General features: G+C 49.1%; 13 protein-coding genes. 7 read left to right on the plus strand and 6 right to left on the minus strand.

Going from position 1 to position 13,700, the window contains the following annotated elements; all coding sequences use genetic code 11:
* Positions 1-20: 20 nt before the first annotated feature.
* The 3 genes from srfAC (at position 21) to K3G25_RS15510 (ending at position 6,040) form a co-directional block, all read left to right on the plus strand.
* A complete protein-coding gene (gene srfAC / locus K3G25_RS15500) occupies positions 21-3,857 on the plus strand; it encodes a surfactin non-ribosomal peptide synthetase SrfAC (protein ID WP_232489388.1) in 3,837 nt (1,278 codons plus the stop codon).
* Positions 3,858-3,876: 19 nt separating this feature from the next.
* Positions 3,877-4,608 carry a surfactin biosynthesis thioesterase SrfAD gene (srfAD, locus tag K3G25_RS15505; RefSeq protein ID WP_103527162.1) on the plus strand — a complete coding sequence of 244 codons (732 nt, stop codon included), beginning with the start codon at positions 3,877-3,879 and terminating at the stop codon, positions 4,606-4,608.
* A gap of 121 nt (positions 4,609-4,729) precedes the next feature.
* On the plus strand, positions 4,730-6,040 hold the full coding sequence (locus K3G25_RS15510) for an aminotransferase class I/II-fold pyridoxal phosphate-dependent enzyme (protein WP_012116776.1): 1,311 nt from the start codon (positions 4,730-4,732) through the stop codon (positions 6,038-6,040).
* A 34-nt stretch (positions 6,041-6,074) separates the two neighbouring features.
* On the opposite strand, the gene K3G25_RS15515 is transcribed toward K3G25_RS15510, so the two are convergent.
* From K3G25_RS15515 to K3G25_RS15540, 6 genes are all read right to left on the minus strand, one after another.
* Positions 6,075-6,749, minus strand: coding sequence for a 4'-phosphopantetheinyl transferase family protein (locus tag K3G25_RS15515; protein ID WP_007410244.1), 675 nt, complete (start codon positions 6,747-6,749; stop codon positions 6,075-6,077).
* Positions 6,750-6,848: 99 nt separating this feature from the next.
* The gene (locus tag K3G25_RS15520) at positions 6,849-7,496 is read right to left on the minus strand and encodes a YczE/YyaS/YitT family protein (protein ID WP_079891270.1); all 648 of its coding nucleotides are present in this window, start codon (positions 7,494-7,496) and stop codon (positions 6,849-6,851) included.
* A gap of 81 nt (positions 7,497-7,577) precedes the next feature.
* Complete coding sequence (tcyC, locus tag K3G25_RS15525) at positions 7,578-8,321, minus strand: cystine ABC transporter ATP-binding protein TcyC (RefSeq protein WP_021495131.1); 744 nt, start codon at positions 8,319-8,321, stop codon at positions 7,578-7,580.
* 12 nt (positions 8,322-8,333) lie between these two features.
* A complete protein-coding gene (locus K3G25_RS15530) occupies positions 8,334-9,038 on the minus strand; it encodes an amino acid ABC transporter permease (protein WP_003156375.1) in 705 nt (234 codons plus the stop codon).
* Positions 9,025-9,822, minus strand: a complete 798-nt coding sequence (gene tcyA / locus K3G25_RS15535; RefSeq protein ID WP_020955311.1) for a cystine ABC transporter substrate-binding lipoprotein TcyA — start codon at positions 9,820-9,822, stop codon at positions 9,025-9,027. The genes K3G25_RS15530 and tcyA overlap by 14 nt, the downstream gene beginning before the upstream one ends.
* A 129-nt stretch (positions 9,823-9,951) precedes the next feature.
* On the minus strand, positions 9,952-10,824 hold the full coding sequence (locus K3G25_RS15540; protein WP_029974885.1) for a LysR family transcriptional regulator: 873 nt from the start codon (positions 10,822-10,824) through the stop codon (positions 9,952-9,954).
* Between the two features lie 91 nt (positions 10,825-10,915).
* Here K3G25_RS15540 and K3G25_RS15545 point away from each other — a divergent pair, with 91 nt between their 5' ends.
* Genes K3G25_RS15545 through K3G25_RS15560 form a run of 4 tightly spaced genes read left to right on the plus strand, consistent with a single transcriptional unit; the run spans position 10,916 to position 13,660 of the window.
* Complete coding sequence (locus tag K3G25_RS15545) at positions 10,916-11,530, plus strand: non-oxidative hydroxyarylic acid decarboxylases subunit B (protein WP_088005476.1); 615 nt, start codon at positions 10,916-10,918, stop codon at positions 11,528-11,530.
* Positions 11,531-11,532: 2 nt separating this feature from the next.
* Entirely contained in the window at positions 11,533-12,954 is a 1,422-nt protein-coding gene (bsdC, locus tag K3G25_RS15550) for a phenolic acid decarboxylase BsdC (RefSeq protein WP_022552576.1), read from the plus strand.
* A gap of 17 nt (positions 12,955-12,971) precedes the next feature.
* Complete coding sequence (locus K3G25_RS15555; RefSeq protein ID WP_016937281.1) at positions 12,972-13,199, plus strand: non-oxidative hydroxyarylic acid decarboxylases subunit D; 228 nt, start codon at positions 12,972-12,974, stop codon at positions 13,197-13,199.
* Entirely contained in the window at positions 13,199-13,660 is a 462-nt protein-coding gene (locus K3G25_RS15560) for a hypothetical protein (RefSeq protein ID WP_053285471.1), read from the plus strand. Before K3G25_RS15555 ends, K3G25_RS15560 begins: the two co-directional genes overlap by 1 nt.
* The last annotated feature ends 40 nt before the right edge of the window (positions 13,661-13,700 follow it).

Below are 13,700 nucleotides of genomic sequence, written 5' to 3' on the forward strand. Positions count from 1 at the left end.
AGAAGGGGGGAGCGGAGCAGATGAGCCAATTCAGCAAAGATCAGGTTCAGGACATGTATTATTTGTCGCCGATGCAGGAGGGAATGCTGTTTCATACTCTCCTGAATCCCGGCCAAAGCTTTTACATCGAACAAATGACAATGAAAGTAAAAGGCGGCTTTAATATCAAATGCCTTGAAGAAAGCATGAATGTGATCATGGACCGGTACGATGTATTTCGTACCGTGTTCATTCACGAAAAAGTAAAAAGGCCGGTCCAAGTCGTATTGAAAAAACGGCAGTTTCAGATCGAAGAAATCGATCTGACACATGTAACGGACAGCGAGCAAACAGCCAAAATCAATGAATACAAAGAACAGGATAAGATCAAGGGCTTTGATTTGACGCGGGATATTCCGATGCGGGCAGCCATTTTCAAAAAATCGGAAGAAAGCTTTGAATGGGTGTGGAGCTACCACCACATCATTTTGGACGGCTGGTGCTTCGGCATCGTCGTGCAGGATCTGTTTAAGGTATACAATGCCCTGCGCGAACAAAAGCCGTACAGCCTGCCGCCGGTCAAACCGTATAAAGACTATATCAAGTGGCTTGAAAAGCAGGATAAACAAGCATCACTGCATTACTGGCGCGAGTACTTAGAAGATTTTGAAGGACAAACGACATTTGCGGAGCAAAGAAAGAAACAAAAGGACGGCTATGAGCCGAAAGAGCTGCTCTTCTCACTGCCGGAGGAGGAAACAAAAGCATTTACCGAGCTTGCAAAATCGCAGCATACCACTTTGAGTACGGCGCTGCAGGCGGTTTGGAGTGTATTAATCAGCCGCTACCAGCAGTCCGGCGATTTGATCTTCGGCACAGTCGTTTCCGGGCGCCCCGCAGAAATCAAAGGCGTTGAACATATGGTCGGGCTGTTTATCAATGCTGTCCCGAGGCGGGTGAAGCTGTCTCGGGATACCACATTTAACGGCTTGCTCAAGCAGCTGCAGGAGCAATCGCTGCAGTCTGAGCCGCATCAATATGTGCCGCTCTATGACATCCAAAGCCAGGCCGATCAGCCAAAGCTGATTGACCACATCATTGTGTTTGAAAATTATCCGCTTCAGGATGCAAAAAATGAAGAGAACAGTGAAAACGGCTTTGATATGGAGGATGTACACGTTTTTGAGAAATCGAATTATGATCTCAACCTGATGGCTTCTCCAGGTGATGAGATGCTGATTAAGCTTGCCTATAACGGGAATGTGTTTGATGAGGCGTTTATCCTGCGCTTAAAATCTCAGCTTCTCACAGCGATTCAGCAGCTCATCCAGAAGCCGGATCAGCCTGTCAATACGATCAGACTTGTTGATGAAAAGGAAAGAGAGCTTCTGCTTACCGGCTTAAACCCGCCGGCTCAGACTCATCAGGCGAAGCCTCTGACGGATTGGTTCAAGGAAGCGGTGAATGTAAATCCTGATGCGCCGGCGCTTACGTATTCCGGCCAGACTCTTTCCTATCGTGAATTAGATGAGGAAGCGAACCGTCTTGCGCGCCGTTTGCAAAAGCAAGGTGCGGGCAAAGGCTCCGTTGTCGCGTTGTACACGAAGCGCTCGCTTGAGCTGGTGATCGGCATTCTCGGTGTATTAAAAGCAGGAGCGGCTTATCTGCCGGTTGATCCGAAGCTGCCGGAGGACCGAATCTCGTACATGCTGGCTGACAGTGCGGCAGCCTGTCTGCTGACACATCAGGAGATGAAAGAAAAAGCGGCTCAGCTGCCGTATACAGGAACAACACTTATCATCGATGATCGGGCACGGTTTGAGGAACAGGCAAGCGATCCTGCAGCCGCAGTTGATCCCGATGATCCTGCGTATATTATGTATACGTCCGGCACAACCGGAAAGCCGAAGGGCAATATCACCACTCATGCCAATATTCAAGGATTGGTCAAGCATGTAGATTACATGGCATTTTCTGAACAAGATACGTTCTTATCTGTTTCCAATTACGCCTTTGACGCATTTACCTTTGATTTCTACGCATCAATACTGAATGCGGCACGGCTCATTATCGCAGATGAACATACACTGCTTGATACAGAACGGCTCACTGATCTGATCCGGCAGGAGAATGTCAATGTCATGTTTGCGACAACCGCACTTTTTAATCTTCTCACCGATGCGGGAGAGGAGTGGCTGAAGGGGCTCCGCTGTGTGTTATTCGGGGGTGAGCGCGCTTCTGTGCCTCACGTCAGAAAAGCGCTTGAGATCATGGGGCCTGGCAAGCTGATTAATTGCTACGGGCCGACTGAGGGCACGGTGTTTGCGACAGCTCACGTCGTGCATGATATCCCGGATTCCATTTCCTCATTGCCGATCGGAAAGCCGATCAGCAATGCCAGTGTTTATATTCTGAACGGGCAAAATCAGCTTCAGCCGTTCGGAGCTGTCGGTGAACTGTGCATCAGCGGAATGGGTGTATCAAAAGGGTATCTGAACCGTCATGACCTGACGAAGCAAACGTTTATCCCAAATCCGTTCAAGCCGGGAGAAACGCTTTACCGCACAGGGGATTTAGCACGCTGGCTGCCGGATGGAACAATTGAATACGCCGGGCGTATTGACGACCAGGTCAAAATACGCGGACACCGGATTGAGCTTGAAGAAATCGAAAAGCAGCTGCAGGAATACCCGGGTGTGAAAGATGCGGTCGTTGTTGCAGACCGCCATGAGTCCGGAGATGCATCAATCAATGCCTACCTCGTGAACCGGACGCCGCTTTCAGCTGATGACGTAAAGAGGCACTTGAAAAAACAGCTTCCTGCTTACATGGTGCCGCAAACCTTTACTTTCTTAGAGGAGCTTCCGTTAACGACAAACGGGAAGGTCAATAAACGGCAGCTGCCGAAACCGGATCAGGCTCAGCCGGCGAAAGAATGGATCGGGCCTCGAAACGCGACGGAAGAAACAATTGCGCACATCTGGTCCGACATCCTCGGCAGACAGCAGATCGGGATTCATGATGATTTCTTCGCGCTCGGAGGCCATTCCTTAAAAGCGATGACGGCAGCGTCACGCATTAAAAAAGAGCTCGGTGCGGACATTCCGGTGCAGCTGTTATTCGAAGCGACGACAATCGCAGACATTGCCGGTTATCTGCTTCACGGTGAAGAAAAAGGAATGAAAGATCTCACCATCATGAATAAAAATCAGTCTGACACACTGTTTGCGTTCCCGCCGGTTCTCGGTTACGGGCTGATGTACCAGCCGCTGGCAAAACAGCTGTCCGGCTATAAAATCTGTGCGTTTGATTTTATCGAGGAAGACAACCGCATCGAACGCTACACAGAGCTGATCAATCAGCTCCAGCCGGAAGGACCGGTCAAGCTGTTCGGATACTCGGCAGGCTGCACGCTCGCCTTTGAAACGGCCAAACAGCTTGAAGCCGAAGGACGTAAAGTGGAGCGGCTGATCATGGTCGATTCCTATAAAAAACAAGGCGTCAGCGACTTAGAAGGCCGCACCGTAGAAAGTGATGTCCAGGCGCTGATGAAGGTAAACCGGGACAATGAAGCGCTGAATAACGAAGCCGTCAAAGAAGGTCTCGCCAAAAAAACAAACGCGTTTTATTCTTATTTCGTGCATACCGTCAGTACCGGCACGGTTAATGCGGATATAGATCTATTAACGTCAGAACCGGACTTTGCGATGCCGCCGTGGCTCGCTGCGTGGGAGGAAGCCACGACAGGTGAATGCCGTGTGAAAAAAGGCTGCGGCACGCACGCAGAAATGCTTCAGGGAGAATGTCTCGAAAGGAATGCGGCATATTTGCTCGAATTCCTAAGGAAGGAACATCCGAAGCTGACAACTTCACGATAGAAAAGGAGGAAGCCCGCCAATGGTCCAGCTCTTTAAATCGTTCGATACCACGGAAAAAACGCAGCTTATCTGTTTTCCGTTCGCAGGAGGCTATTCCGCATCATTCCGCCCGCTCCACACCTATCTTCAAGGTGAGTGTGAGATGCTTGCCGCGGAACCGCCGGGACACGGAACAAATCAAATGTCCCCCGTTGAGGATTTTGAACAGCTTGTCAGTTTATACAAGCAGGAGTTGAATCTCCATCCTGACCGCCCGTTTGTGCTGTTCGGCCACAGTATGGGAGGCATGGTCGCTTTCAGGCTGGCGCAAAAGCTGGAGCGGGAGGGCATTTACCCGCAGGCCGTGATCATCTCAGCCATTCAGCCGCCGCATGTGGAAAGGAAAAAAGTGTCTCATCTTGATGATGAAAAATTTCTCGCCCATATTATCGAGCTTGGCGGAATGCCGCAGGAGTTAGTGGAGAATAAGGAGGTCATGTCATTTTTCCTGCCTTCTTTCAGATCCGACTACCGCGCGCTTGAAAGCTTCCGTCCGTCTGATTCTCACATGATTCAATCACCCGTCCATATTTTTAACGGGCGGAAAGATAAAAAATGTATCAAAGATGCGGACGGATGGAAAAAATGGGCCGGCAATCCCGTATTTCATGAGTTTTCGGACGGCCACATGTTCATATTAAGTGAAACTGAAAAAGTGGCGGAACGAATATATGAGATTATTAACAGGAGCACTGCAGGCCAATTGTTATAGGATATGACAGACAGCATTTGCTGTCTGTTTTTTGTAACAAAAACCGCCCGCGAGTTTTCTCATTTATCAAAAATTTTATGTTATGATTTGATGGAATATAATTTTGAAGGGATTGTCGTACATGAATGATGCAGCAAAAGAGCTGAACAGAACATTATCTGAAGAAAACCCGCACGTGCTTCATATGCTTTCTGATTTGGGCAGAGAGTTGTTTTATCCGAAAGGGGTGCTGACACAATCGGCGGAAGCGAAAGCCAAGGCCGGAAAGTATAATGCCACGATCGGAATCGCCACCTCACAAGGCGAGTCCATGCACTTTTCCCATATTCAAGAGACACTGTCCGCCTATAACCCCGATGATATCTACGATTATGCTCCGCCGCAGGGAAAAGAGCCGCTCAGACAGGAATGGCTGAAAAAAATGCGTCTCGAAAATCCTTCATTAGCCGGCAAAGACATCAGCACGCCGATCGTGACAAACGCTTTAACACACGGGCTGAGCATTGCTGCCGACTTGTTCGTCAATGAAGGGGATACGCTGCTTCTGCCTGATAAATATTGGGGAAATTACAATTTCATTTTCGGTGTCCGGCGCAAGGCATCCATTGAGACGTACCCGCTTTTTCAGCAGGATGGGCGTTTTAATGCGGCGGGGCTGTCCGAGCTGCTGAAAAAGCAGGAAGAAAAGGCGATTGTCGTGCTGAATTTCCCGAATAATCCGACAGGCTACACGCCGGGAGAAGAGGAAGCGGCAGAAATCGTCAGCGTGATCTTGGAGGCGGCAGAAGCCGGCAAAGAGATTGTCGTGCTCGTAGACGATGCGTATTACAATCTGTTTTACGATGAAACGGCCATTCAGGAATCCATCTTCAGCAAACTCGCCCAAGTGCACGACCGGGTGCTTTGCGTGAAAATAGACGGCGCGACGAAGGAAAATTACGCATGGGGCTTCCGCGTCGGTTTTATTACGTACAGCACAAAAAGCGAAAAAGCGCTGCGCGTGCTCGAGGAAAAAACAAAAGGGATTATCAGGGGAACGATTTCAAGCGCCCCGCACCCGTCCCAAACATTCATGCTTCGGGCGATGCAGTCACCGGAATACGAGAAAGAAAAATCGCTGAAATATAACATCATGAAAAAACGGGCTGACAAAGTGAAAGCCGTTCTTGCAGAAAACAAGCATTATGAAGACGTATGGACGCCTTATCCGTTTAACTCGGGTTATTTCATGTGTGTCCGGCTGAAAGACATAAACGCCGGCGAATTGAGAGTGTCGTTGCTTGAAAAGAGAGGAATCGGAACGATATCCATTAATGAAACCGATTTGCGAATCGCATTTTCATGTGTTGAAGAAGAACACATCGCGGATCTGTTCGAAGAAATTTATCAAGAAGCAAAGCAGCTGCAGAAACAGGCGGAAATATCAGGCTGACAAAAAAGGAGGGGACACCCTCCTTTTTCTATGCTTACAGCAGCTCTTCATACGTTTTCATCTCAATCCCGTCACAAAAATCGGGATGCGCCGCACAAACGGCCAGCTTATACTCCTCGTCCGCCTCATATGTGCGGATGAAACAAGGTTCATGCCCGTCCGGGAGCTCAATGGACACATGGCCGTCGTCTTTAAGGCGGACGCTGAATGAATCAAGCGGCAGGGAAAGCCCTTTTCCGGCCTGCTTGATAAAGCTTTCTTTCATCGACCACAGGTGGTAAAAATAATCGGTCTGCTGATCGGGGTGTTTCGCTTGCAGATCACTGTATTCCGTCGGTGAAAAAAACCGTTTGGCGATATCAATCGTGCCGGGCTTCATTTTTTCAATATCAATGCCGATCGGTTTTGAATCAACAGCACACACGATCCAGCGCCCGGAGTGGGAAATGTTAAAGTGCATGTCCGGAAGCGCGGGGATGTACGGCTTTCCGTATTCCTGGACGCTGAATGAAATCCCGGCCGGATCAAGTCCGTAAGCCTTCGCCGCAGCGGTGCGGATCAGCATGTCGCCGATCAAGGTGCGGTGAGCATCCTCCTTATGGTAAAAGCGCCGGCATTTTTCCCGCTTTTCGGCGGACACGGCCGCCATCATCCGATCCTCTTCCCCTGCAGAAAGCGGGCGGTCCATATATACTCCGTAAATCTTCATGTCCAGATCCTCCGTCTGAAAATATTGTCAAAACCATCCTATCATATCAGACGAAAGCTGTCCGAAAATAAAAAAAACAAAACCGTTTCGGCTTTGTTTTTAATGAACGGACGTTGCCCGCCCGGAGATCGCGTATGTTAACAGTTTAGAGGACTGCGGCAAAGAAAAACGCAGAATCAGCCCCGTCAAAACAGCCGTAATAATGGTTCCGGCGCCGATCGGTCCGCCCATCATCCAGGCTGCGGCAAGAATCGTCAGCTCAATGCCGTTCCGCACCCATTGTACGTTCCAGCCCGTTTTTTCAGATATCAGCATCATCAGAGAGTCCCGGGGGCCCGCGCCGAGCCCTGCTGATACGTAAATACCGACGCCGCAGCCGATCAGCAGCAATCCGATAGAAAAGAACACGGCCGCTAAGGAAAAAGCGTGCGCCTCAGGAAGCAGAAACGAAAAGAAATCAATAAACATTCCCATCAGCACCATGTTTAAGATAGCACCGATTTTCGGGAGCGTCCTCGTGAACAGGCAGGTTAAAGCGACGATGACCGCGCCGACCACGATGGACCATTGTCCGACAGAAAGCCCGAAATGCTGAAAAAGCCCATAATGAAAGGCATCCCAAGGGCTGATGCCGAGAGCTTTTCCTTTAATGGTTAACGATACCCCGAAAGACAAAATCAACAGACCGGCAAAATAAAACGTCCAGCGCATCAAGAATTCCCGCTTCAAAGAGGTCCCTTCTTTCATAAAATTTCATTAATTGTCATTGTAGCATAACCGCCAAAAAAAAGAAGAAGCGAAATCAGTGTTTCGCTTCTTCTCCCGCTCCTACAAAGGATTCAGTATACGATTTAAAAACCGCTGCGTGCGTTCTTCTTTCGGCGCGGAAAAAATGTGGGCCGGCGGTCCTTGTTCCACAATGACGCCGCCGTCAATGAAGATGACTTCATCGGCCACTTCCTGCGCGAATTTGATTTCATGGGTGACGACAACCATCGTCCAGCCTTCGTTCGCCAGATCCTTAATCACTTTGAGCACCTCGCCGACCAGCTCCGGATCAAGCGCTGATGTCGGTTCGTCAAACAGCATCAGCTCAGGCTGAATCGCAAGCGCGCGGGCGATGCCGACCCGCTGCTGCTGACCGCCGGAAAGCTGGAACGGATATAAATCCATTTTGTCTTTCAGTCCGACTTTTTCCAGAAGCTCCATCGCTTCTTTTCTGACTTGCTCCTTGTCGCGCTTTTGCACTTGAATGGGTCCTTCCATGACGTTTTCAAGCGCCGTGCGGTGAGGAAACAGATGATACGCCTGAAAGACCATGCCTGATTTGCGGCGGAGGCGAAGAATATCAGCCTGCTTCACTTTTTTGGAGAAATCTATTGCAAAATCTGAGAATGCCAGCTCGCCGCGATTGGGGATCTCAAGCGCGTTCAGACAGCGCAGAAGCGTCGTTTTTCCTGAACCGGACGGCCCCAGAATGGCGATGACTTTCCCTTTTTCTATCTCCATATCTATCTTTTTTAAAATTTCATTCTGTCCGAATGATTTATTTAATCCTTTGACGGAAAGCATATCGAAACCTCCTTATTTGGCCACATAACGGTCGAGACGCCGTTCGATCACGTGCTGTACGATTGACAGCAAGAAGCAGATGATCCAATAAATAAAGGCGGCTTCAATATAGATGACCAAGATTTGATCAAGGTTTTGCGCGCCGATTTCCTGCGCTTTTCTGAACAGCTCCGCGACGAGAATCTGTGACGCGAGAGATGTATCCTTGATCAGGCTGATAAATGTATTTGATAATGGCGGAATGGACACGCGAAATGCCTGCGGCAGGATCACGCGGAACAATGTCTTGCGATAGGTCATGCCGATCGTATAACCGGCTTCCCATTGCCCTTTCGGCACGGATGAAATAGATGCCCGGATGATTTCAGAAGCATAGGCGCCCACGTTTAATGAAAACGCGATGACTGCGCTTGGGAAAGGGTCCAGCGTAATATTAAATGTCGGGAACAGATAAAAAATGATGAACAATTGAACGAGAAGAGGAGTGCCGCGCACCGCTGATACGTATACGCTGAACACCCATCTCAATGGTTTCATATTTGACATTCTGGCGAGCGCCGTAATCAGCGCGATGATCATTCCGAAAATAAAGGAAAGAATGGTAAGGGGAATCGAGTAATAGATTCCCCCGGAAAGAATCGGCCAGAATGACTGCTGCACCAAATCCCACGGAATGGCTGTTGCAATCACGGGCTCCGGCATGTTACTTAGAAACATCTTCGCCGAACCATTTTTTCGCTATTTTAGAAAGAGTCCCGTCCTCTTTCATTTCTTTTAACGCTTTGTTGACGTGAGTCACAAGTTCGCCGCTTCCTTTTCGGAATGCGAAATACGTCTGCTGCGGCTGGCCTGCTTCAAACGCGATTTTCACGTTTTTATTGCCGGACGTTTTTAAGTAGTTCAGTACGGCAAGTTTATCGTTGTAAGTCAGATCAGCGCGGCCCTGCTGAATGAGCTGAAGGGATTGAGCCATGCCTTCAACGCCTTCAATTTTCGCGCCGGCTTCTTTCGCTAATTTATTGTAATTGCTTGTTAATGACTGAGCCGCTGTTTTTCCTTTGACATCAGCCTCTTTCGCAATCGTGCTGTCTTTTTTCGTCACGACGACTGCATTTGACGTTGTGTATTTATCAGAAAAATCATATTGGTTTTCACGGCCTGTTTTGCCGACTTGGTTGGCGACGACGTCAAACCGTTTCGCGTTTAATCCGGCAAACATGCTGTCCCATTGCGTTTCTTTGAAGTCAGCTTTCAGACCGAGGCGTTTCGCGACTTCTTGAATCACTTCAACATCATATCCGGTCAGTTTGTCACTCTTTTTATCATGGAAGGTAAATGGTTCGTACGTTCCTTCTGTGCCGACGGTCAGTACGCCTTTTTTCTTGACAGAAGCCCAAAGATCGCCGTCTTTTGACTTAGATCCGCTGTCCTGTGAGTTTCCGCAGGCTGCAAGCATTGCGATGCTGACCATCATGAACAAAGCGAATAATGCTTTTTTCATCTTCTTTATTCCCCACTTTTCTGAGTAGTTTTATTGAGAAAAAATAGCTCCCAATTGTAAAGGATAACTTTTTTTTAGTATGAGTCAAGTAATTGGTTTTCATAAGCGGGAATTCTTCGTGTTCTGAGATCAAAATAATTCCAAAAACTGTCTGACAGGCTTCGGCAGGTAGCTGTCTTTCCTCCAGATGACGGCCGGTGTCATGACAAACGGGTTGTCTTCGATGATAACCGTTTTGACATGCGAGCGCATATGGACGGGAATCATCGTCAAAGGCAGAATCGTGGCGCCGAATCCTGACGATACGAGGCTCAAGAGTGTCGCGGAGTCATGGCATTCACATACAACCTGAAGGTCGAGACCGTACTGTTCACAAACTTGGAGGACTTGGTCATACACACCTCTTCCATTGACGGTACGCAAAAGGATCAGAGGCAAAGAGGCGATGTCATTCAGTTTAATCGTTTCTCCGCACAGTCGTTTTGAATGCTCGGACAGCACCAATACACACGGAATGTCTTCAAGCTCCTTCGATTCAATGCCGTCGTTTTTAATCAAGGTGGTGGTCACGGCGGCGTCAATCTGCCGGGTTTCCAGAAGCTCGAGCAGTGAGACGGGTTCATCTTCCCAAATGTTAAAGGTGAGATGCGGAAACCGCTCTTTCATCTGTGACACTTTCTCAAGCATGAGAGCGGCGCAGTAAATGGTTGACCCGACGGCAAGTGTGCCGGCCACCTCCTCCTTCAGCTCTTGTACCTCGATTATAGCGTCCTCAAACTTATGAAGAATTTCTTTCGCTCTTTTCAAAAAGACATTTCCTTCATATGTAAGGGTCATTTGTTTCTTTTTATGGCGGTCAAACAGAATGACGCCCAATTCTTCTTCGAGCTGTTTCAGCTGTCTGCTTAAAGGCGGCTGTGCCATATGAAGCTTTTTGGCGGCCGTCGTGATTTTCTGCTCTTGGGCAATGGTGATGAAATAACGCAATTGCCGGATATCCATGAGAACGCGCTCCTTTCTTTTATACCTTTAAGGTATGATACATAGATTTAACGAATATTTTTCATATGGATATATCAGGAGTATGATGGTTTTGACACCACATTTCAAGCGTAAAGGAGGGGTCAATATGAAGCTCGTCATCGGAATGACCGGGGCAACGGGAGCCATATTCGGGATCAGGCTTTTAGAATATTTAAAAGCTGCGGAGATCGAAACCCATCTTGTCGTGTCTCCTTGGGCAAATGTCACCATTACACATGAAACCGATTATACGTTAAAAGATGTCGAGAAACTCGCATCCTATACGTATTCTCACAAAGACCAGGCGGCGGCGATTTCAAGCGGTTCGTTTGAAACGGACGGGATGATCATCGCTCCGTGCAGCATGAAATCACTGGCAAGCATCCGCACCGGAATGGCTGACAATCTGCTGACCAGAGCGGCTGACGTCATTCTGAAGGAGCGGAAAAAACTTGTGCTGCTGACAAGAGAAACGCCGCTCAGCCAAATCCATTTAGAAAATATGCTAGCGCTTACAAAAATGGGTTCCGTCATTCTTCCGCCGATGCCGGCATTTTATAACAAGCCGGCTGACATGGATGAATTGATCGACCATATTGTGTTCCGGACGCTCGATCAGTTCGGCATCCGTCTGCCGGAAGCGAAACGGTGGTACGGAATTGAAAAACAAAAAGGAGGAATCTGATAATGGCCTATCAGGATTTTAGGGAATTTCTCGCCGCTCTTGAAAAAGAAGGGCAGCTCTTAACAGTCAACGAAGAGGTAAAACCGGAGCCGGATCTGGGTGCCGCTGCGCGTGCAGCCAGCAATCTCGGGGATAAAACCCCTGCGCTTTTGTTTAACAATATTTACGGACATCACCATGCGCAGGTGGCTCTGAATGTCATCGGCTCGTGGCCGAATCACGCGATGATGCTCGGCATGCCGAAAGATACGCCTGTAAAAGAACAATTCTTTGAGTTTGCCAAACGGTACGATGCATTTCCGGTGCCGGTCAAACGGGAAGAAACCGCGCCGTTTCATGAAAATGAAATAATGGAAGATATCAATCTATTCGACATCCTTCCGCTATTCAGAATCAACCAGGGGGACGGCGGCTATTACTTGGATAAAGCGTGTGTCATTTCCCGCGATCTTGAAGATCCGGACAATTTCGGCAAGCAGAATGTCGGCATTTACAGAATGCAGGTAAAGGGAAAAGACCGCCTCGGCATTCAGCCCGTGCCTCAGCATGATATTGCGATTCATCTTCGCCAAGCTGAAGAACGCGGCGTGAATCTTCCCGTTACGATCGCGCTCGGCTGTGAGCCGGTGATTACGACAGCTGCGTCAACTCCGCTGTTATACGATCAATCCGAGTATGAAATGGCCGGCGCGATTCAAGGGGAGCCCTACAGAATCGTCAAATCTAAATTGTCTGATTTAGACATCCCTTGGGGCGCTGAAGTCGTTCTGGAAGGAGAGATCCTTGCGGGAGAACGGGAATACGAAGGACCTTTCGGTGAGTTCACGGGCCATTATTCAGGCGGCCGCAGCATGCCGGTGATCAAAATCAAACGGGTATATCATAGAAACAATCCGATTTTTGAACATTTATACTTAGGCATGCCGTGGACGGAGTGCGATTATATGATCGGCATTAATACGTGCGTGCCGCTTTACCAGCAGCTCAAGGAAGCTTATCCGAACGAAATTGTCGCCGTGAACGCGATGTATACGCACGGGCTGATCGCCATTATTTCCACAAAAACGCGCTACGGCGGGTTTGCCAAGGCGGTCGGCATGCGCGCCCTGACCACGCCGCACGGACTCGGCTACTGCAAAATGGTCATTGTCGTGGATGAGGATGTCGATCCGTTTAACCTCCCGCAAGTCATGTGGGCGCTCTCAACGAAAATGCATCCGAAACACGATGCAGTCATCATTCCTGACCTGTCCGTCCTTCCGCTTGACCCGGGGTCTGATCCGGCAGGGATGACACACAAAATGATTCTTGACGCGACAACGCCTGTCGCGCCGGAAACAAGAGGCCATTATTCTCAGCCGCTTGATTCTCCGCTGACAACGAAAGAGTGGGAACAAAAACTGATGGACTTAATGAATCAATAAGAAAGGATGAGATTGCAATGAAAACATGCCCGCGCTGTGAATCGAAAAAAGGAGAAACCGTCAGCCAATCGCCGGTCAAAGGCGCTTGGGAAATATACCAATGCCAAACCTGCTTTTTCACATGGAGATCCTGTGAACCGGAAAGCATCACGAATCCGGCGGCATTCAACCCGGCATTTAAAATTGATCCGAAAGAAACGGAGACGGCCACGCATGTTCCCGCTGTTCCGGAAAGAAAAGCGTAATGCTGACGGAGCAGCTGCCGGAGGCGCTTTACACGCTTTTAGACGGAACGGAGCTTGAAAAAAAGCAGCACGACGCATTTGTGCTCCAATCCGTGACAAAAGAAGGCCGTCCGCACGCGGCCATGATCAGCGCCGGTGAAATCGTGGCCGTGAGCAGAACAAATCTCCGGCTCGCCTTATGGAAAAACACGACGACCGTAAGCAGCCTGCTGCATTCGGGACAAGCGCTTTTCATCGCCTGGCACGGAGGAGCCGCATATTACGTCACATTGGAATGTGAGGCGCTTCCGCCGCTGAAAGAGGCGAAACACGAGCGGGAACGGTTCAGCTGCCGCGTGATCACCGTCAAGGAAGATCGGGCGAAATACGCGGATCTGATATCCGGACCGGCCATCCAGCTCCACGAACCGGAAGATGTCTTGAAGAGATGGAGAGAAACACTTGAGGAGTTAAAACGATAGACGCATAAAAAAAGCCTGCGGACGATTGGGACTGACCCCT

Origin of the sequence: Bacillus sp. FCW2 (assembly GCF_021228595.1) — a bacterium.
GTDB classification, from domain to species: Bacteria; Bacillota; Bacilli; order Bacillales; family Bacillaceae; genus Bacillus; species Bacillus velezensis.

Coding starts and splice junctions, on each gene's coding strand:
- bsdC (WP_022552576.1), top strand. CDS start 11,533: ATGGCCTATCAGGATTTTAGGGAATTTCTCGCCGCTCTTGAAAAAGAA.
- K3G25_RS15530 (WP_003156375.1), bottom strand. CDS start 9,038: ATGTTTCTAAGTAACATGCCGGAGCCCGTGATTGCAACAGCCATTCCG.
- K3G25_RS15520 (WP_079891270.1), bottom strand. CDS start 7,496: ATGAAAGAAGGGACCTCTTTGAAGCGGGAATTCTTGATGCGCTGGACG.
- srfAD (WP_103527162.1), top strand. CDS start 3,877: ATGGTCCAGCTCTTTAAATCGTTCGATACCACGGAAAAAACGCAGCTT.
- K3G25_RS15515 (WP_007410244.1), bottom strand. CDS start 6,749: ATGAAGATTTACGGAGTATATATGGACCGCCCGCTTTCTGCAGGGGAA.
- K3G25_RS15540 (WP_029974885.1), bottom strand. CDS start 10,824: ATGGATATCCGGCAATTGCGTTATTTCATCACCATTGCCCAAGAGCAG.
- srfAC (WP_232489388.1), top strand. CDS start 21: ATGAGCCAATTCAGCAAAGATCAGGTTCAGGACATGTATTATTTGTCG.
- K3G25_RS15560 (WP_053285471.1), top strand. CDS start 13,199: ATGCTGACGGAGCAGCTGCCGGAGGCGCTTTACACGCTTTTAGACGGA.
- K3G25_RS15510 (WP_012116776.1), top strand. CDS start 4,730: ATGAATGATGCAGCAAAAGAGCTGAACAGAACATTATCTGAAGAAAAC.
- K3G25_RS15555 (WP_016937281.1), top strand. CDS start 12,972: ATGAAAACATGCCCGCGCTGTGAATCGAAAAAAGGAGAAACCGTCAGC.
- tcyC (WP_021495131.1), bottom strand. CDS start 8,321: ATGCTTTCCGTCAAAGGATTAAATAAATCATTCGGACAGAATGAAATT.
- tcyA (WP_020955311.1), bottom strand. CDS start 9,822: ATGAAAAAAGCATTATTCGCTTTGTTCATGATGGTCAGCATCGCAATG.